This window comes from Stenotrophomonas sp., from assembly GCF_032061965.1.
GTDB lineage: Bacteria > Pseudomonadota > Gammaproteobacteria > Xanthomonadales > Xanthomonadaceae > Stenotrophomonas.
The window spans coordinates 38,638-58,682 of sequence record NZ_DAMBEF010000010.1 but is presented as its reverse complement, the minus strand read 5'-3'; the positions used below and the strand labels follow the sequence as shown (position 1 = coordinate 58,682).

At 63.2% G+C, this 20,045-nt stretch carries 14 protein-coding genes and 1 riboswitch; of the genes, 5 read left to right on the top strand and 9 right to left on the bottom strand.

The features are described 5' to 3' along the window. Positions 1-126: 126 nt before the first annotated feature. Together mpl and RT460_RS07325 are read right to left on the bottom strand one after the other, a co-directional pair. Entirely contained in the window at positions 127-1,593 is a 1,467-nt protein-coding gene (mpl, locus tag RT460_RS07330) for a UDP-N-acetylmuramate:L-alanyl-gamma-D-glutamyl-meso-diaminopimelate ligase (protein WP_313318117.1), read from the bottom strand. A gap of 329 nt (positions 1,594-1,922) precedes the next feature. After that, the gene (locus RT460_RS07325) at positions 1,923-2,486 is read right to left on the bottom strand and encodes an adenylate kinase (protein WP_313318115.1); all 564 of its coding nucleotides are present in this window, start codon (positions 2,484-2,486) and stop codon (positions 1,923-1,925) included. A 142-nt stretch (positions 2,487-2,628) separates the two neighbouring features. Between RT460_RS07325 and RT460_RS07320 the strand changes: the two genes are divergently transcribed. After that, positions 2,629-3,885 carry a 6-phosphofructokinase gene (locus RT460_RS07320; RefSeq protein WP_313318113.1) on the top strand — a complete coding sequence of 419 codons (1,257 nt, stop codon included), beginning with the start codon at positions 2,629-2,631 and terminating at the stop codon, positions 3,883-3,885. 68 nt (positions 3,886-3,953) lie between these two features. Beyond that, positions 3,954-4,544: a YiiX family permuted papain-like enzyme gene (locus RT460_RS07315; protein ID WP_313318111.1), complete on the top strand. Its 591-nt coding sequence runs from the start codon at positions 3,954-3,956 to the stop codon at positions 4,542-4,544. Between the two features lie 188 nt (positions 4,545-4,732). Here RT460_RS07315 and RT460_RS07310 read toward each other — a convergent pair whose 3' ends face one another. After that, complete coding sequence (locus tag RT460_RS07310) at positions 4,733-5,236, bottom strand: hypothetical protein (protein ID WP_313318109.1); 504 nt, start codon at positions 5,234-5,236, stop codon at positions 4,733-4,735. Between the two features lie 246 nt (positions 5,237-5,482). Here RT460_RS07310 and RT460_RS07305 point away from each other — a divergent pair, with 246 nt between their 5' ends. The 3 genes from RT460_RS07305 to RT460_RS07295 all read left to right on the top strand — a co-directional run bounded on the left by RT460_RS07305 (position 5,483) and on the right by RT460_RS07295 (position 9,882). Further along, positions 5,483-7,510, top strand: coding sequence for a sodium-translocating pyrophosphatase (locus RT460_RS07305; protein ID WP_313318107.1), 2,028 nt, complete (start codon positions 5,483-5,485; stop codon positions 7,508-7,510). Between the two features lie 549 nt (positions 7,511-8,059). After that, positions 8,060-8,605, top strand: a complete 546-nt coding sequence (gene ppa / locus RT460_RS07300; protein ID WP_313318104.1) for an inorganic diphosphatase — start codon at positions 8,060-8,062, stop codon at positions 8,603-8,605. Between the two features lie 161 nt (positions 8,606-8,766). Further along, positions 8,767-9,882, top strand: coding sequence for an HDOD domain-containing protein (locus RT460_RS07295; protein WP_313318101.1), 1,116 nt, complete (start codon positions 8,767-8,769; stop codon positions 9,880-9,882). Between the two features lie 174 nt (positions 9,883-10,056). Here RT460_RS07295 and RT460_RS07290 read toward each other — a convergent pair whose 3' ends face one another. The 6 genes from RT460_RS07290 to thiC form a co-directional block, all read right to left on the bottom strand. Beyond that, positions 10,057-12,915 carry a TonB-dependent receptor gene (locus RT460_RS07290; RefSeq protein WP_313318099.1) on the bottom strand — a complete coding sequence of 953 codons (2,859 nt, stop codon included), beginning with the start codon at positions 12,913-12,915 and terminating at the stop codon, positions 10,057-10,059. 60 nt (positions 12,916-12,975) lie between these two features. After that, entirely contained in the window at positions 12,976-13,872 is an 897-nt protein-coding gene (locus RT460_RS07285; RefSeq protein WP_313318097.1) for a helix-turn-helix transcriptional regulator, read from the bottom strand. 114 nt (positions 13,873-13,986) lie between these two features. Next, positions 13,987-16,269 (bottom strand): winged helix-turn-helix domain-containing protein, encoded by a 2,283-nt coding sequence (locus RT460_RS07280; protein WP_313318094.1) that lies wholly within the window; start codon positions 16,267-16,269, stop codon positions 13,987-13,989. A gap of 233 nt (positions 16,270-16,502) precedes the next feature. After that, positions 16,503-17,180 (bottom strand): ion channel, encoded by a 678-nt coding sequence (locus RT460_RS07275; RefSeq protein ID WP_313318092.1) that lies wholly within the window; start codon positions 17,178-17,180, stop codon positions 16,503-16,505. Positions 17,181-17,236: 56 nt separating this feature from the next. Continuing rightward, a complete protein-coding gene (locus tag RT460_RS07270) occupies positions 17,237-17,818 on the bottom strand; it encodes a DUF4136 domain-containing protein (protein ID WP_313318090.1) in 582 nt (193 codons plus the stop codon). A gap of 106 nt (positions 17,819-17,924) precedes the next feature. Beyond that, positions 17,925-19,799 carry a phosphomethylpyrimidine synthase ThiC gene (gene thiC / locus RT460_RS07265; RefSeq protein ID WP_313318088.1) on the bottom strand — a complete coding sequence of 625 codons (1,875 nt, stop codon included), beginning with the start codon at positions 19,797-19,799 and terminating at the stop codon, positions 17,925-17,927. 110 nt (positions 19,800-19,909) lie between these two features. After that, positions 19,910-20,011, bottom strand: a riboswitch (TPP riboswitch). Between the last annotated feature and the right edge of the window lie 34 nt (positions 20,012-20,045).

The window sequence follows — 20,045 nt, the reverse complement described above, 5'->3', positions numbered from 1 at the left end:
GCCTTGGCGATGATCATCGCGGTGTGCGTAGAACGCTGTTGACCAGCGCCCTACCCGGTTGCGGCAAGTCCCGGGGGCGCCGTGCTGACCCGGGTTACCTCGCTGGCTTCGCGGTTTACGCCAGGCTTAACGGGATGCCTGCAACTGCGCCAGGAACCGGCGCGGCGCCCCGTCGAAGCCACCATTGGACATGAACACGACGTGGTCGCCCGCACGCGCCACCTGGCCCAATTGCACCAGCAAAGCGTCGGTATCGGCCACCGCCTGAGCATCGCCGCGCACTGCGTCGATCACCTTGGCAGCATCCCAGGGCAACTCCGGTCGCGCCAGGAACACCACCGCATCGGCAACATCCAAAGACGGCGCCAAAGCGTCGGCATGCGCGCCAAGGCGCATTGAATTGCTGCGCGGCTCCATCGCCACCACGATGCGCGCGTCGCCTACCTTGGCGCGCAGCCCTTCCAGCGTGGTGTGGATCGCGGTCGGGTGATGGGCGAAATCGTCATAGATGGTCACATCCCGCGCCTGCCCGATCACTTCCATGCGCCGCTTGACGCTGTGGAAGCCAGCCAAGGCCGGTGCAACTTGTGCCGGATCGACCCCCACCGCATGTGCAGCAGCCAGCGCCGCCAACCCATTGAGCACGTTGTGACGCCCCAGCAACGACCATTCCACCGTCGCCACTTCCGCGCCGCGGTGCAGGACCGCAAACGCACTGCCATCCTGGTTGATCAACCGCGCACTCCACTCCAGCGCCGGATCAAGGCCAAAGCGCTCTACCGGTGTCCAGCAGCCCATCGCCAACACCTCGGCAAGGTGCTTGTCCTCGCCATTGACGATCAGCCGGCCGCGGCCCGGCACAGTGCGCACCAGATGATGGAACTGGCGCTGGATCGCCGCCACGTCCGGGAAGATATCGGCGTGGTCGAACTCAAGGTTGTTGAGGATGGCCACCAGCGGCCGGTAATGGACAAATTTGCTGCGCTTGTCGAAGAACGCGGTGTCGTATTCATCGGCTTCCACAACAAAAAGCGGACGATCCGAAAGGATCGACACGTCCTCCCCTTCTCCCTCCGGGGGAAGCTGCCCCAAAGGGGCGGATGGGGATCGGGCTGCACCAGCACCCCCAACCATCGAACGCCCCAACCGCGCTGACACACCGAAGTCCTCGGCCACGCCACCAATCAGGAAGCCCGGCTCACGACCAGCCGCCTGCAGCAGGTACGCCAGGATGGTGGTCGTCGTGGTCTTGCCGTGGGTACCGGCCACGGCCAGCGTGTCGCGGCCAGGCAGCACCTGCTCGGACAACCATTGCGCACCGGAGGTATAGCGGCGACCCGAGTCCAGCACCGCCTCCACCGCCGGGTTGCCGCGCGAGAGCGCATTGCCGACCACCACTTCGTCGCAATCAGCGCTGATATTGCCGGGCAGATAGCCCTGCGACAGGGTGATGCCCAGCGTTTCGAGCTGGGTGGACATCGGCGGATAGACCGCTTGATCGCTGCCTTCGACCTGATGACCGAGTTCGCGGGCCAAGGCGGCAACGCCGCCCATGAAAGTGCCGGCAATGCCGAGAATATGGATCTTGCTCATCCGAAGATTGTCGCCGATGCGCGTAGTTAAGGGGTAAGCCCGGTTTCGTGTAGGTGTACCCCCAATTGGTGTAGGGGATTCCCCGATACCGTCACAGTTGTTTCACAGGGAAAATGCGTGACGCCAGCCTCAGTATCCCTCAGGTCCTACTCCCCAAGAGGCCATCCCCAGGGAGCTCATGCTGATGGGGCCGTGAGCACGCCCTTTGCTGGCTTTTACAAGCGAAACGCCCGGATCCAGTGCATGGATCCGGGCGTTTCCGTATGCGCGTTTGCCGCAGCAGCGGCACGCGGGCGGCTGCAGCGGTTGCCCGCCGCAGCCCCGCGTCATCAGCGCTTGATCGCCGCCAGGATGCGGGTCAGCACTTCGTCCAGCGCGCCAACACCGTCAACCCGCGCCAAGGTGCCCTTGGCCGCGTAGAAGTCGATCACCGGGGCGGTGGAATCGTTGTAGACCTGCAGGCGCTGACGCACCGATTCCGGGTTGTCATCGGCACGGCCCTGTTCCTTGGCACGGCCGGCAATGCGCTCGACCAGCAGTTCGGTCGGCACGTCCAGCTGCACGATGGCGTCCAGCGGCTGGTTCAGCTTGGCCAACAGTTCGCCCAGCGCATTGGCCTGGGCCACGTTGCGCGGGTAACCGTCCAGTATGAAGCCCTTGGCGGTATCGGCCTGGGACAGACGCGATTCCAGCATGCCCAGCAGGATGTCGTCGGACACCAGGTTGCCGGCATCCATCACCGCCTTGGCCTGCTTGCCCAGCTCGGTGCCGGCGGCCACTTCGGCACGCAGCAGATCACCGGTGGAAATGTGCGGAACCTGCAGTTGTTCCTTCAGGCTCGTTGCCTGCGTGCCCTTGCCCGAACCGGGCGGTCCCAACAGAACCAATCGCATTCCTGACTCCCATATGTTTTGAGGAAACGGGACGGACAGCGGCGTTAGACTCATGGGCCGATTCACGCTGCACCGCAATATGTGCAGCTTACCGCATCCGGCCAATGTCCCGGAATGTCCCCCGATCTGGAGAGTATTGCCCATGTCCCAAGGCACCTTGCTGTATGCGCAGTCCGGCGGCGTCACCGCCGTCATCAACGCCACCGCCTCGGCCGTCATCGCCGAAGCAAGGTCAAAGAAAATCAAGGTGTTGGCCGCACGCAACGGTATCCTCGGTGCGCTGCGCGAGGACTTGATCGACACCTCGAAGGAGTCGGCCGCCAACATTGCCGCGCTCGCCCATACGCCGGGCGGGGCGTTCGGCTCGTGCCGCTACAAGCTCAAGTCGCTGGAAGCCGACCGCGCAAAATACGAGCGCCTGCTGGAGGTCTTCAAGGCACATGACGTGCGCTGGTTCCTCTACAACGGCGGCAATGATTCGGCCGATACCGCGCTGAAAGTCTCGCAGCTGGCCAAGGAATACGGCTATCCGCTGACCTGCGTGGGCGTGCCCAAGACCATCGACAACGACCTGGCGGTGACCGATACCTGCCCTGGCTTCGGCTCGGCCGCCAAGTACACCGCCGTGTCGGTGCGCGAGGCCGCGCTGGATGTGGCGGCGATGGCCGAAACTTCCACCCGCGTTTTCATCTACGAAGCGATGGGCCGCCACGCCGGTTGGCTGGCGGCGGCCGCCGGTCTGGCTGGCGAGAACCCCAACGAGGCACCGCAGATCATCCTGCTGCCCGAACGCGCCTATGACGAGCCGGTCTTCCTGGCCAAGGTGAAACAGGTGGTGGAGAAGGTCGGCTTCTGCGTGGTGGTAGCCAGCGAAGGCATCCATACCGCCGACGGCCAGTTCGTTGCCGATGCCGGGGGGGTCAAGGATTCCTTCGGCCATACCCAGCTCGGCGGCGTGGCCTCCTACCTGGCCGGCAAGGTCAAGGCCGAACTCGGCTACAAGGTGCATTGGACCCTGCCCGACTACCTGCAGCGCTCGGCACGTCACATTGCATCAAAGACCGACTGGGAACAGGCGCAGGCGGTGGGCAAAGCGGCAGTGCAGTTCGCGCTGAAGGGGCACAACTCGGTGATGCCGGTGATCGTGCGCAGCTCGGATGTGCCCTATCGCTGGAAGATCGAGGCCGCGCCGCTGTCCAAGGTTGCCAACCACGAGAAGAAGATGCCGGCCGGCTTCATCCGCAAGGATGGCTTCGGCATCACCGAGAAGGCACGTCGTTACCTGCAGCCGCTGATCCGCGGTGAAGCACCGCTGCCGTATGGCCGCGATGGCCTGCCCAAGTACGTGAGCCTGAAGAACGTACCGGTGGCAAAGAAGCTGGCCGCTTGGGAAGGCTGATACCACGTTGTTGCGGTGGCGTTGCGGCGGCCAGCCCGCCCATCGCCATTGCCATCACGGCGAAGGTGATGCGATGCGTCGCCTTGCTGCTGTGCGTGGCGTGTGCGCCCTTGGCCAACGCCTATACACCGCAGGACGGCGACATCGTCTTCCACACCTCCACCTCCAGCCAGAGCGCGGCGGTGCAGGCGGCCACGCGTTCGCGCTACAGCCACATGGGGGTGGTGCTGTTGCGCAGTGGCCGCCCCTACGTGCTGGAAGCCGTGCAACCGGTGCGCTACACCCCCTTGCAGACATGGTTGGATCGCGGCCTGCAGGGCCGGTATGTGATCAAGCGCCCCGCCACCCCGCTCACGCCGGCAACCAAGGCGCGGCTGCATGCTGCGGCCAGCACCTATATCGGCCGTCCCTACGACCTGACCTTTGAATGGTCGAACCAGCGCATCTACTGTTCGGAACTGGTGTGGAAGCTGTACCGCGACGCGGCCACGATCGAACTGGCGCCGCTCGCACGGCTGGATAGCTTCGACCTGCGGGCACCGGTGGTCCGCAGCAAGCTGCGTGAGCGTTATGGCACCGACGTCCCGCTATCCGAACCGGTGATTTCGCCCGCCGCCATCTTTGCCTCGCCCTTGCTGGTAACCGTTGATCAACGCTGAGCTGAAAGAGGCCTGCCAACAAATTGGACGTGCAGCAACATAGCCAAGGCAATGTAGTGCCGCGCCATGCGCGGCAGAGGCGTTCCCGGCAATGCCCCAGCGCAAGATGACTGCGCTCTACACGTTTGGCCCGCTACGCGGGCAATGACTTCAGGTAGTGCTCAACCGGATGGACAAAACGAGCAACCTCACTGACACGCCGTCCCCTGCAAGGCCACTTTCGCCGAGTACGCCGGCAACGCTGCAAGCCGCCCTGCCGCCGCCTGCGCCTTGGCGTCTTCAAGATAGACACGGTTCTGGCCCTGTCCATCCAGTGCTACCTGCTGCCCAGCCGGCTTGCGCCACACTTCAACGACCGCCTGCTGCGAACTGCAGCTCGCCGACGGAATGCGAACCACCTCGTTGAGCTTCCAGCCTGCCGCTTCGCTGGGCGTGACCTTGCTTGCGTCCAGGAACACGGCACGCGGCTGGCACTGCGGGTTGGTGCGCACCAATTGCATGTCATACGGCTGCGCGGCCGTACCGGTGAAGCGGCCTTCGATACGGGTACAGGCTTCGGGAATCTGTCGCACGGTATGCACGCTGCCCGTCGCCTGTGCGGCGGGCGCTGGCCGCTCGATCTCGGCTTTGGGTGCTGCTGCGGCGCACAGCGGCAACAGCGCCAGCAACATCAGCGGGGCGGTGGCTTTCATCGGGCAACTCCTGGTGACAGAGGCCGCACGTTGCCACTGTCGTGCTGAACGGGTGGGCAAACAGGAAGACGGCTGGCGGTGGAGACAGCTGGCAGTCATACTCGGCCCGCTCCAGGAGTGTTTGAACACAGCGACACGTACCACAGCCGTTCGCGGCCCCGGGTCTGTTCCAGTGATTCGATCTACCCGGCGTGTCCCCCGCTTCAGCCATTCGCTGGTTGGCATCCACCAACGTTGGGAGGGGTCATGCTCGAACAGTACGGTCTTGTGCTCGCTTTGGTTTGCGCCGTCGTGGCAATCGTCTACGGCATCATCTCGGCCCAATGGGTCTTGCGACAACCTGCCGGCAATGCCCGCATGCAGGAAATCGCCTCCGCCATCCAGGAAGGCGCCCGCGCCTATCTCAACCGGCAATACCTGACCATCGCCGTTGCCGGTGTGGTGCTGTTCGTCCTGGTCGGCTTTTTCCTCAGTTGGTACACCGCGATCGGCTTTGCCGTGGGCGCGGTGCTTTCCGGTGCCGCCGGTTACATCGGCATGAACGTGTCCGTGCGTGCCAACGTGCGCACCGCCGAAGCCGCACGCAACGGCATCAGCGCTGCAATGGATGTGGCATTCCGCGGCGGCGCGATCACCGGCATGCTGGTGGTGGGATTGGGCCTGTTGGGCGTGGCCGGTTACTACTTGATCTTGCAGCGGCTGGGCCTGAGCCAGACTGAAAACCTGCATGCACTGGTGGGGCTGGCCTTCGGCAGTTCGCTGATCTCGATCTTCGCCCGGCTTGGCGGCGGCATCTTCACCAAGGGTGCGGACGTGGGGGCGGACCTGGTCGGCAAGGTCGAGGCAGGCATCCCCGAGGATGACCCGCGCAACCCGGCGGTGATTGCCGACAATGTCGGTGACAACGTCGGTGACTGTGCCGGCATGGCCGCCGATCTGTTCGAGACCTACGCGGTCACGGTGATCGCCACCATGTTGCTGGGCGGCTTGATGATGGATGAGGCCGGACGCAATGCGGTGCTGTTCCCGCTGGTGTTGGGTGGCGTGTCCATCATTGCCTCGATCATCGGCGCGTTCTTCGTCAAGGTGAAGGCCGGCGGCTCGATCATGGGGGCGCTGTACAAGGGCGTCATTGTCTCCGCCGTGCTGGCCGCCATCGCCTTCTGGCCGGTAACCACGCAGCTGATGGCCGACTCGCATTACGGCGCGACCAATCTTTACCTGTGCGCCTTGATCGGCCTGGTACTGACCGGACTGATCGTCTGGATCACCGAGTACTACACCGGCACCCAGTACAAGCCGGTGCAGCACGTGGCACAGGCGTCCACCACCGGGCACGGCACCAACATCATTGCCGGCCTGGGTGTATCGATGAAGTCGACCGCATTGCCGGTGGTTGCGGTGTGTGCGGCGATCTGGGGCGCCTTCCACTTTGGTGGCTTGTACGGCATCGCCATCGCCGCCACTGCAATGCTGTCCATGGCCGGCATGATCGTCGCGCTGGATGCCTATGGCCCGATCACCGACAACGCCGGCGGCATCGCCGAGATGGCCGAGCTGCCTTCGGACATACGTGACATCACCGATCCGCTGGATGCGGTGGGCAATACCACCAAGGCGGTGACCAAGGGCTATGCGATCGGCTCAGCGGCGTTGGCCGCGTTGGTGTTGTTTGCCGACTACACGCACAACCTGCAGGCCGCACATCCAGGCGAAGTGTTTACCTTCGATCTGTCCGACCACACGGTGATCATCGGCCTGCTGATCGGCGGCCTGATCCCCTATCTGTTCGGTGCGATGGCGATGGAAGCCGTGGGCCGTGCCGCCGGTGCGGTGGTGGAAGAAGTACGCCGCCAGTTCCGCGATATCCCCGGCATCATGCAAGGCACCGGCAAGCCGCAGTACGACAAGGCGGTGGACATGCTGACCCGCTCGGCGATCAAGGAAATGATCGTGCCTTCGCTGCTGCCGGTTGCGGTGCCGGTTGTGGTTGGCCTGCTGCTGGGTCCCAAGGCGCTGGGCGGCTTGTTGATCGGCACCATTGTCACCGGCCTGTTCGTGGCAATTTCGATGACCACCGGCGGCGGCGCCTGGGACAACGCCAAGAAGTACATCGAGGACGGCCACTTCGGCGGCAAGGGCAGCGAGGCACACAAGGCCGCGGTGACCGGCGACACGGTGGGCGACCCGTACAAGGACACCGCCGGGCCGGCCATCAACCCCTTGATCAAGATCATCAATATCGTGGCGTTGCTACTGGTGCCGTTGCTGTAATCGAAGCCCACTGCGCGCGGCACCTTTGCCCTTCCCCCGCCTGCGGGGGAAGGGAACGGGATGGGGGGCGCCGCAGGCGCAGATCAAGAGCATCAATATCGTGGCGTTGCTGCTGGTGCCATTGCGCTAAGCGGAAGGCCGGCGCGCGTCGCGCTTGTCTCCCCTTTCCCCTCTCCCCAACCCCTCTCCCGCAAGGGGAGAGGGGCTTTGCACTGCGGGCTGCCGCAAGGGGAGAGGGGCTTTGCACTGCGGGCTGCCGCAAGGGGAGAGGGGCTTTGCACTGCGGGCCGCCACAAGGGGAGAGGGGCTTTGCGCTGCGGGCTGTCGCGAGGGGAAGAACGGCTTTTGAGCTGCAATTGCAGAAGCCTGCTCTTTGCGGGGAATCAGCAGCAGGCACCCAGAAATCAGCCCAACCAATTGTTTCAATTGAATAAATAGAACATCAAGCGCACCTGAACCTGGACCTCGTTCAGTCGCCTTGATGCGGCGCAATAAACCGACGCGTAGAATGGCCGTTTTCCACAAACACTACGATTCGGAGTCAGCGCAATGGGCCTGAAACTGGTCTCGCCGGGCAAGAACCCGCCGGAAGAAATCAACGTCATCGTCGAGATCCCGAAGGATTCGGAGCCGGTGAAGTACGAAATGGACAAGGAAAGCGGCGCGATCTTCGTCGACCGCATCCTCTCCACCCCGATGCGCTATCCCTGCAACTACGGCTTCGTGCCGCAGACCCTGTGCGGCGACGGTGACCCGGCCGACGTGCTGGTAGTCCTGCCGCTGCCGCTGGTCCCCGGTTCGGTGGTGCGCTGCCGTCCGGTCGGCGTGCTGAAGATGAGTGACGAGGCCGGTAGCGACGAAAAGATCCTGGCCGTGCCGGTTGCCAAGATCTTCAATGGCTATGCCCACGTCGAGGATATCAACCAGGTGTCCAGCCACTGGCTGGAGCGCATTGGCCACTTCTTCGAGCACTACAAGGACCTGGAAAAGGGCAAGTGGGTCAAGATCGAGGGCTGGGGCAACGCCGCCGAAGCCAAGCAGATCCTGATCGACGCGCACAAGACCTACCTGGCCAAGCAGGAAGAAGAGGTCTGATCCAGCCCCCCGGGGCGCTGTAACAGACGTCAGCAGCAGCGACAGACATCACGTTTCGCCGGTGCGACGCATGACCGGTTTACAGCGATTGGATACATTGACAGGCCGGTTACCCGGCCTGTTTTTGTTTGGGGTTGTGGGTTTTTTCTAGGGGAAGTGTCTTGCGAATCCTGTTAGTCGGCGGCGACGCCGAACTGTCCGCCGAACTGCTTGAATACATCGGCGATCTGGGTGATGACTGGGAAGTGCAGTCGGTGCCGGACGGCAGTGCGGCCATCGTGGCCGTGGCGTCCGCCACCATCGACGCCATCATCGTCGCGCCGTTGCTGCCAGACCTGGCCCCGGCCACCCTGCTCGGCCAGATCCGCACCCTGCGCCCTGAAACCATCCGTATCGCCTTGATCGATGGCGACAACCCGCAGCGTGCGCCATCGGCACGCATCATCGGCGTTGCCCACCGCTTCCTGCCGTTACCACTGGCGCCGGAAGTGCTGCTCGAAGCCCTGACCAGCCTGGAAGAACTGCGGGAGCTGCTGGACAGCCCGCGCCTGCGCCAGGCCATCGGCCGCATCGAGAAGCTGCCCTCCCCGCCGCATCTCTACCTGAGCCTGATGCACGCCCTGGAGGAGGACGAGGAAAGCAACGCGGCTGAAATCGCCAAGCTGGTGGCAGCCGATCCGGCCATCGCGGCCAAGGTCCTGCAGCTGTCCAACTCGGCGTTCTTCAACAATGGCCGTGCGATCTCCGACCTGCGCGGCGCGGTCACCCGGCTGGGCCTGTCGACCCTGCGCGACCTGGTGCTGGCCAGCGAAGTGTTCGCCCTACCCGGCATGTCCGGCCCAGAGCGCAACGCATTGCAGTCACGCGCCTTGATGGCCTCGCGGCTGGCAGCAAAGATCCTGCCCGCCTCCAGCGCCGAGTTGGGCGCCACTGCCGCACTGCTCGCCGATATCGGCCTGCTGCTACCGGGCGTGCGCGACGAGCGTGAGCCCGCCGATGCGGAAGACCCGCGCCCCGGCCACGCCGAGGCTGGCGCTTACCTGCTGGGCTTGTGGGGCCTGCCGATGCCGATCATCGAGGCAGTTGCGTTCCAGTTGCAGCCTGCGCGTTCCAATGTACGCAGCTTCTGGGTTGCCGGTGCCGTGCATGTGGCAACCGCGCTGGCATCCGGACGCGACGTCGATGAGCAGTACCTGGCCAGTGTCCACATGCTGCCCAAGCTCGAACAGTGGCGCGAGATGGCGGAAAACCTGCTGGGAATCAGCGTCGAAGCCTGATCCCGGCAAGCCCGCACTGCATACAACAACGGCCGCTTCTGCGGCCGTTGTCGTATCTGCATGCCGGCAGTCTGACGCAACAAGCAGTCGCTTGAACGCAATTGCCAGCCTCAACAGAAAAGGGGTGGGCCATACGGCCCACCCCTTCGTACTGCTTCACAGTGCTTCGATGGATCAGAAGCGCTGGGTGTACTTCAGGTACACATAGCGGCCGATATCGAAACCGCCGTAGTAGGCGTAATCGCTGTTCGGAGCCGAATACTGCAGTGCACCGCGGTGGTTGAACAGGTTGTTCGCACCAACGGCAATGGTTGCATCCCACGGAGCCTTGTAGCTGACCTGCAGGTCATGGAAGGTGTTCGAACCGGTGCTACGCAGCGGTGCCCACTCGCCATTCTGGTAACGGTCCGCCAGATCACACCAGCCGTCCGCCGTCGAGATGCAGTCTTCCTTCATGCCCGAGTAGTAACGCGCGGTGTAGTTGACACCCCAATCGCCCTTCTCCCAGTTCACGCCCAGGTTCGAGCGCACGCGGAAGATGCCCGGGGAGCCGACGTAACCGCTGGTGATGGTCTCGCCGGCTGAGTTCTGACCCTGCTCATCGTACTTGGCGGTATAGGTGGTCTGCCAATCCAGGCTGATCTGGCCGATTGCCAGCTCCGGCAGACGGTACTTCACGCCCAGATCGTAACCTTCGGTTTCCATCTGACCCAGGTTGGCCAGACCGTAGAACAGCTGGGTGATGTGGCCGTCGTCAGCGCGCACGATGCCTTCGCAACGCGCAGCGTTGCCCAGCACGTAGCAGTCACGCAGGATACGGTCGACACTGTCGGAGATGATCATGTCCTTGATCTGGTAGTTGAACCAGTCAAGCGAGATGTCCAGGCCCTGCACCCAGCGCGGGCTCCACACCAGACCAATGGTCTTGCTCTTGGAGGTTTCCGGCAGCAGGTTCGGGTTGGAACCCGAAATGAACTGGTCCGGGGTAGCGCACGGCCAGGTGGTGCACGGCTCCAAGCCCTGACCCAGCTGGACATAGTTCGGCGCCACGCCAGCGTTGGTGCAGGCGGCGCTGCCGGCGATCGAACCCGGGACGCCCACCGAGCACGGATCGGTGTACTTCTCGAAGCTCGAACCGGTGCCGCCGTACAGGTTGTCCACGGACGGAGCGCGGAAGCCTTCAGCGTAGGTGCCGCGGACAAGCAGCTCATCCAGCGGACGCCAGGTGATGCCGAACTTGCCGTTCACGGTGTCGCCGAAGTTGCTGTAGTCCGAGTAACGGCCAGCAACATTGACGGTCAGTTCCTTGGCAAAAGCCATGTCGGCCAGCACCGGGATGTTCAGTTCGAGGTAAACCTCGTCCAGATCATACTTGCCGTTGGTGGTGGTCTGCGCCAGGCCGGTGTACTCACCCGACTGCATGAAGGCGTCCGGCACGAAGCGGCCTTCCTCTTCACGGTGTTCCACGCCGATGGCGAAGCCCAGATCGCCCGCCGGCAGGGTCACGATGGAACCGGACAGGTCAGCGGTGAACGAGGTGGTCTTGGTCACGCCGGTGGTGGTGAAGGACGGGAACAGGAAGTTCTGCAGGTCCTTGTTGTCCAGCGAACCCGGGCCAGCGACACCTGCCGGCAGCAGCGGGTTCCATGCATAGCAACCCTCGATCGGGCTGGCAGCGGTGCCGCAACGTGCAACGCCATTGGCATCGATGTACGACTGGCCCAGGGCCTGACGTGCAGCGATCAGGCTCATATCGCCATGGTTGGTCTTGGTCGACTCGTTGCGGTTGAACAGTGCACCCACATTCCAGTCGAACGACTTGCCGGCGAACTCGAAGAAGCCGCTGACGGTCGGCGCGAAGCGCAGGGTCTTCAGCTTGCTTTCAGTGGTACGCGGCACTTCCCACAGACGACGGCGGAATTCGACATCCTGACCAACCGGGTTAAAAGCGCTGTTGCCTGCCAGCGGGGTACCGAAAGCCTGGGACTGGTACGGGTAGCCGGCGATCTGCTGATCGGTGGTGCGCTCGTTGTACAGAATGTCTGCATTGAACGAGATGCTGTCGGTGAAATCGTAGTTGGCGTTGACGTACACCGACTTACGCTCGATACCGGTCTGCAGCATCATCTGCTGGTTCGAGTTTGCATACTCGGCAGCGGTAATCTGGTGGTAGTCGTTCGGGTTGGTCGGATCACCACCCGGATTCAGCGTCTGCCAGATGGGGCTCGGCTCATTGCCCTGCTTGATGCAGTCGTTGAACACGCGCGGGTCGCACCACGAGCCGTTCTGGCTCAGGGCACTCCAGTCAGCGGTGGTCGAGTTCGGGCCCTTGGCACCGTCCTTCGAGAACCAACGGTCCTTGGCCATCACCGGATCCTGCTTGGAATACTCGGCAGACAGGGTGATACCACCACGCTCGCCTTCCGAGCCCATGGTGAAGGAGTACTGGTTGGTTTCGCCGTCGCCTTCGCCGTACTGGCCGAGGTAGACCTGGGCTTCAGCGCCGTCGAAACGCTTGCGGGTGATCACGTTGACCACGCCGGCGATGGCGTCCGAACCGTAGATGGCCGAAGCGCCGTCCTTCAGGACTTCGATACGCTCGATGGCCGACATCGGGATCTGGCTCAGATCCTGGTAGCCGCCCGAGGTAGCGCCCAGGCGCTTGCCGTTCATCAGCACCAGGGTGCGGGTTGCGCCCAGGTTGCGGATGTCGATGTAGTAACCACCCACGTTCTCGCCCGAAGCCAGGGCTTCCGAACGCGAGATCGCCGGGGAACCGGCAGAGGTCATGTTCTGCAGCACGTCGGCGACCGAGGTGAAGCCCTGCTTTTCCAGGTTCTCACGGCTCAGGGTCAGGATCGGCTGCTGGGTTTCCATGTTGGCGCCGCGGATACGCGAGCCAGTGACTTCCAGACGGTCCAGGGTGGTCGCACCGGCAGCGGCGTCCTGCGCCGAAGCAAATGCCGGGGTCAAGGCAATGGCAATGCCGGCCGGGAGCAATCCCAACCGCACTGCGGAATTACGAACTTTCATCAATCTCTCCAAAGAGCTAAACAACGACAAAGTTAGCGGTGTGTTAAACACCCCTGAACGTTACGATTGCGCCGCCTTAATTGTTTTGCGCGAAACGTTCTTAGGCTTTGCCGAGTCTGGCGTCAGAGATTCAGGTAGCTCGCGATAGCGCGTTGCCGACGTACCAAAACGGGCGCGAAACGCGCGCGCAAAGCTGCAGCAGTTGTCAAAACCACTGGCAGAGGCGACTTCGCCGATCATCATGTCGGTATCACGCAGCAGCATCGCCGCACGCTCCAGGCGCAGGCGTGCCGAAAGCGATTGCGGGCTTTCCTCGTAAAGACTCTGGAAGGTCTTGGACAGATACCAGCTGGAGAAATTGGTCAGCTCGGCAAGTTCGCCAATACGCACGACGCGATGACTGTTGCCCTCCAGGTACATGCGCGCACGCTGCATGCGGCCGAACACCTGGCGCTTGCGGATGCGTGAACGCCCCGGGCAGCGCTGCAGGCTGCCGGACATTTCACGCTGCAGCGAGGCCAAGTGCAGCAACAAGGGACGCAGCTGATGAATGGTGCTGCCGGGCTCCTGCGCATCCCGCCACAAGCGCAGGGCAAGCCGGGCCTCGGCCAGGCTCATGCGACCGCGGCCGGTGAAGACACTGCAGTCCAGCGCGCCGAGCATGCGCAAGGCATCGGCGTCGAGGGCGACGCCCACGCACAGCCCATCACGGCCTGCCTGGATCAGCGGCCGCGATTCCTTCTCGAATGCAATCCACTCGCGCTGGCGCAGACGGAACTTGCCTTCCTTGGACTCGACCCAGGCACTGCCACGCAACTGCAGCCAGATCGTGAACACCGTTCCCGACGTCTGCAGGCTACCCAGCCGCGCCACGCCGACACATGCCGGCCGAGGGCCATCTTCCGCCTTCTCGAACGAAACCGACTGCCCACGATCAACCCAGGAAACCTGCCGCATGCCACTCACCATCATTTGCCTTCAATGGCCGATGGTTTTGCCAACTCTGGCGGACACGGTCAGGAAAGTCTGACGAGATTGCGACGAATTCTTGCCGAGCCCCTGCCGAAAAACTTACGAAAGCATTTTTCCCAACCAAGGCAACCACTTGGCGAACCCTAGCAGTCGCCTCGGTGCGCGCGCCGGGATACGCATCACCCCGATATCGCCGCCATCGGCCACCACCAGGGCGACGTAAGCCGCGTCCCCCGCAGGCGCCAGACTGAAGCCATTGCCGGAATTGAAACGTTCCTGGTCCAGGCATTGGCTGGCGCCGTCGCCATCGATGGAACTGAGCTGGCTGGCGCAGTCATGGCCGATATGCAGGTATTCCACTGCACCATTGGCCGCCACCGCCCAACTGCGATAACGCCAACGGCTGGGCACCTCGGCCTGCACTGGCTTGACGCTTTCCGGCGCCAAATCCGGCGCGACCTGCCACAGCCCGCCACTGGCCAGACGGGTGAAAAGCAATCTGTTACCCGCCGCATCAAAGCGCACCTGGGAGGCGCCCTCCAACGAGGCCATGCGTTTCCAGGGTGTCTGGCCGCGATCAAACAGCGTCAGCTGCATACGTTGCTGCTCATCGCGCTCGATCACCCACAACAGCTGCGGTTGCGGGCCGTAAACCGCCTGCAAAGGCTCGTGCACCGGCACTGGCAGGCGCTTCCAATGCCCTTCTTCCGGCACGACTTCATATATTCCCGGCACGCCATCGGCATCCCGCCCCGTCACCAGCAAGCTGTGCGAATCGGCCGACCAGGTCATCGGCTGGCGCGCCTCCGGGCGCAGCCCATCGATCATCTGCAGTGAATCCGGCTCCCCCACCCGCCCCCACCACAGTGCAAAGGTGCCGGAACGGTCGGACGTGAAGGCCAATTGCCGGCCATCGGCCGCGATCATCGGCTGCCCATCGCGTGCCGAGGAGGCAAACAGTGATTGCGGCTTGGCCGCCGGGGTGCCAAGCGGCACCTTGAACAACCGCACCTGCGGCTGGTCGCGGGTAAACGCAAGATTGCCCCCGTGCCGCGATGCTGCGGGTTGCTGGGCATCGTCCAGCCCCATGTCACGTAGCGTCCTGGTAGGTACATCCAGCTGGTAAAGACGCGACTCGCTATCCACCCGCCGGCCGAACACCATTTCGCCCGGCCCCAACCAGGTCCATCCGCGTATTTCAGCAGCATCATCGGTCAAACGGCGTGCATTGCTGCCATCAGCATCCATCACCCACATGTCACCAACCTGGGGATTGCGCACAAAACCGATGTGCTTGCCGTCCAGGGAGTAGCGCGGCGCGTAGTCGAAGTCGTCGCTGTTTCTTTCGTAGGACAGCGCCGACCAGCGCCCGGAATCCAACGCCAGCAGGCGGATGCCCGGGCTGGCGTAGCGCCCGGTCATCGAGCCGAACACCAGACTGCGCCCATCGGCCGACCAATCGAAGCTCAGCATGTCGGTGCCATCGCAGCGCGCGGCGCGGCGCAGGTTGCTGCCGGTGGCCGACACCAGCAGCACTTCGCAGGTACCGCCGGGATGGAAGCGTGCAAAAGCAATCTGGCGGCCATTGGGCGACCACGCGGGGAATCGATCCGACGCCCCATCCGGTGGCTGCAGCAACTGGGTTGCGGTGGCAGTGCCCGTGCTCTGGACCCATAGCGAGGATCGGGTTTCGTTCTCCCGCGCAAATACCACCAGCGCACCATCCGGCGACAGGCTGGGCTGGGTTTCGTAGGCAGCGGTGGAAGTGATCAATCGATACGGCCGCTGCGGGCTGCCCAGCACCCTGGATCCGGCCACGGTGGTGTCGCTGCGGCCAGCCATGACGGCCTCACCAGAGGAACGCTGCCAAAGCAACGCGCCCAGCAGCAGGGTACTGGCAAGCAAGCCCAGGCCAATCGCCCACAACACGTACCGCCGCAGACGCCGCTGCGCGTGCCGCGTCTTGCCTGCTGCTGCCGCTGGCAACGCAGCTGGGGGCGACACGTCCGTGTCTTGCGGGGATGGGGGATCCTGCTCCCACACCACGGGCACCAACAGGCGATAACCGGTCTTGGCGATGGTCTCTATATAAGGTGTCGTTCCAGCGCCAACGGAGAACGCCTTTCGCAACTGCGTGACCGCCTGGGTCAGCACATCATTGGTCGGCAAGGTGTCCGGCCATACTTCCGCAAACAGCTCGTCCCGCGTGACTACCTGACCCGCACGGCGTGCCAGTGCCAGCAGGACACCGACACTCTTGGGCGTAAGCCGCTGCACCTTGTTGGCGTTGGGTGCGTGGACTTCCCGCGAGGAAAGAACGACGACACACGCACCGATGCGCAGCCGGTCAGTGGCTGCTGGTTGAGGTTCAAGGTTGGACATTGACGATCAGAAAAATCGTGAAGGACACATCCTGTGTCCAGCGTTGCGCTGTCGCGCAAAGCCGCCAGAATCCGCAAAAGGCATCGACGGAAAGAGCAAATGTTTCGACTGGAACCGATATTACTCTATCGCTGTACCCACGCGCTTGCGCGTGGAAGACACCAGGCTCTCTCTCGCCGACGAAGTCACATAATTCGCTCTAAAATTCGCGCCGTTTGGCGCGTTTTTTTTAACTAGCGTTCAGTCTTCTCCGCTTTGTAGATGGTGAGGCCGACCAGGCGCGATACCACCAACGCGACGTACATCACCCCTGCAAACTGCTCCAGCATCACCAATGCGCGTGCTTGCGCGTGCACCGGCACGACGTCACTGAGCCCTACCCCCGACAACAAGCTGAAGCTCAGATAAAGCAACTCCACCCAGCTTCTGAAATCGCCTTCGCTGGTGGCCACGAAACTGCCGGGATAGAAGAACTGACAGACTGAATAGGCGAAGGCGAACGCCCATGCCAACAACGTGAATGTCGCGCCGGCGGCGAACAGCTCGTCCCGGGTGACCTTGTGGTCCTGCAGCATGTAGGCAATCAGGCTACACGTCGTATAGAAGTACAGCAGGCACTCGAATATCTGCGCCACTGCCGTCAACGTGAACTGGTGCAGCAAAGCGCCCGCCACGGAAAAAACGACGGCCGGTATCGCCAGCGTCAGCGCCATCCAGATCGCCAGCGGGCTGCGCCGCACTACCCATACCGCGAGCCCGAGCACCGCCATGCCGAACGCGCCGAACAAGGCGCGCCCGGCCGGCATGTGCTCCATTGCCGGGTACAACAACACGCCAAGCAACTGCACCGCCAGCAACCACGCCGATGGGTGCTTTCGCGCCAATGCGATCCATCTCAGGCGGGCTTGCATGCAGGCGTGTCCTTGCGCATTCCAGTGATTGATGACAAACGGCGTGCGACGCGTACTCAGTTGGCCGCGCCGCCCGCCCGATACGGGTACTCGGCGAAGATGGCAGCAACCGCGGCATCGATCTTTTCACCCTGCCGCGCAGGATCCACGCGCCCAACCGTGCCAACCGCCACGCCTTCCCAGACCAACTGCTTGCGGCGCACATCCACCACGTCCACGTTGAGCGTGCCTTCGGTGTACTGGCGTACATCGGTACGGTCCCGCCAATACGGCACGGCGACATAACTGCGCGCGCGATAACTGTAGTAGTAGTCGTAATCCACTTCCGGCATCGTCGTCACGCGGGTCTTGTCCTGCATATACGCGTTGAGGTTGATCCACAGGTCCGGATTGGCCTCATCCAGTACGTAGCCACGCGCCTCCATCTGGCTACGCACCGCAGCGCGGATGCGATTGCTGGTGATGGTGGTGTAGCCGTGCTGCTCCAGGGCCAACGGCGTGAAAAACGCATAACTGCGGTAACGCGAAAAATCGGCGCTGGGATCGGCCTGGCTGGCCACCCGTGGCCCGGTGGCGCATGCAGCCAGGGCCAACACAAGCAACACGGCGATAAAACGGAAAGCGACGCGAAGTTTCATGGCGGCTACCCCTGCGATGGACGGCTGAACGCTAGCACGACCCGGGGCTACCCGGCGTCAACCGTGCGGGGGCAGTACGCCCTTGCTGCCCCCGCACGCCCGGTCCTTATTCGACGCGATAGACCTCGCTGCCCTGCGCACGGAACTGCGCCGATTTTTCCGCCATGCCCAGCGCCAGCGCCTGCTGTGCCTCCACGCCCTGCTCAGCGGCGTACTCGCGCACATCCTGGGTGATCTTCATCGAGCAGAAGTGCGGCCCGCACATGGAACAGAAGTGGGCCAGCTTGTGCGCGTCCTTGGGCAAGGTCTCGTCGTGGAACTCACGGGCCTTTTCCGGATCCAGCCCAAGATGGAACTGGTCTTCCCAGCGAAACTCGAAACGCGCCTTGCTCAGTGCGTTGTCACGGACCTGCGCGCCCGGATGGCCCTTGGCCAGGTCGGCGGCATGCGCGGCAATCTTGTAGGCCATGATGCCGTCGCGCACGTCCTGGCGGTTGGGCAAGCCCAGATGCTCCTTCGGCGTCACATAGCACAGCATCGCCGTGCCGTACCAGCCGATCATCGCCGCGCCGATGGCACTGGTGATGTGGTCGTAGCCCGGTGCGATATCGGTGGTCAGCGGTCCCAGTGTGTAGAACGGCGCTTCGCCACACTCGGCCAGCTGCTTGTCCATGTTCTGCTTGATCAGCTGCATGGGCACATGGCCGGGACCTTCGATGATCGTCTGCACGTCATGCTTCCATGCAATCTTGGTCAACTCACCAAGTGCTTCCAGCTCACCGAACTGCGCAGCGTCGTTGGCGTCGGCGATGCATCCCGGGCGCAGGCCATCGCCCAGGCTGAAAGACACGTCGTAGGCCTTCATGATGTCGCAGATGTCCTCGAAGTGCGTGTAGAGGAAATTTTCCTTGTGATGGGCCAGACACCACTTGGCCATGATCGAGCCGCCGCGCGAGACAATGCCGGTAACGCGCCGTGCGGTGAGCGGTACGTGCCGCAGCAATACGCCGGCATGGATGGTGAAGTAGTCCACGCCCTGCTCCGCCTGTTCGATCAGGGTGTCGCGGAAGATCTCCCAGCTGAGTTCCTCTGCGCGACCGTCCACCTTTTCCAAGGCCTGGTAGATCGGCACGGTGCCGATCGGCACCGGCGAGTTGCGCAGGATCCATTCGCGCGCCTCGTGGATATGCTTGCCAGTGGAAAGATCCATCACCGTATCCGCGCCCCAGCGGATCGCCCACACCAGCTTCTCGACCTCTTCGGCGATACCCGAGGACACGGCACTGTTGCCGATGTTGGCGTTGATCTTGGTGAGGAAATTGCGGCCGATGATCATCGGCTCGCTCTCGGGGTGATTGATGTTGTTCGGCAGTACCGCGCGGCCGCGTGCGATTTCGTCACGCACGAACGCAGGGGTGATCCGCGGCGGAATGCTGGCGCCAAAACTTTGGCCGGGATGTTGCGCGCGCAGCGCGGCTTCCTGCACCTGCTCCAAGCGCTGGTTTTCGCGGATCGCGACATATTCCATTTCCGGCGTGATGATGCCGCGTCGCGCGTAATGCATCTGGGTGACATTGCTGGCAGCAATGGCCCGCCGGGGCTGCAAGCGGCCCGGAAAACGCAGGCCATCGAGCCGCACATCCTGCTGGCGGGCGCGACCAAAAGCCGAGCTCAGCTGCGGCAGCTGCTCCGTATCACCGCGTTCCGCTATCCAGTTGCCACGCAGCGATGACAGGCCCGCAGCCAGGTCGATCGTGGCGTTGGGGTCGGTGTAAGGGCCGGAGGTGTCATACACGGTGACCGGAGGGTTCTCTTCACCACCGAACAACGTCGGCGTGCGGGAGAGCACGATCTCGCGCATCGGCACCTGCAGGTCCGGGTGCGACCCGGTGACAAAGACCTTGCACGAGCCGGGAATCGGCCGGGTCACGGATTCGGAGAGTTGCTGGGCCTGTTGCTGCAGGCTGGGCTGTGCATTCATTGGCGTTCGTCCTGGTCTACCCGCACGCGGGGTGCGAAGGCCATGCAAGGAATTTGCATGACGGAACGAAGCGAAGGCGTACACCAGCCACGACGGCCCGAGCGGGCGCGTGGTAGGTACACGAAGCTTCCCTACGCCGGTATCAACCGGATCAGGTTCGAAGGGTATGTCTCAACCGCGGCCCATTGGCCTTGGTACCCCCGCTTCGGGCGGCATTAGACCACAAACCGACAGCGCTAGCGCAAG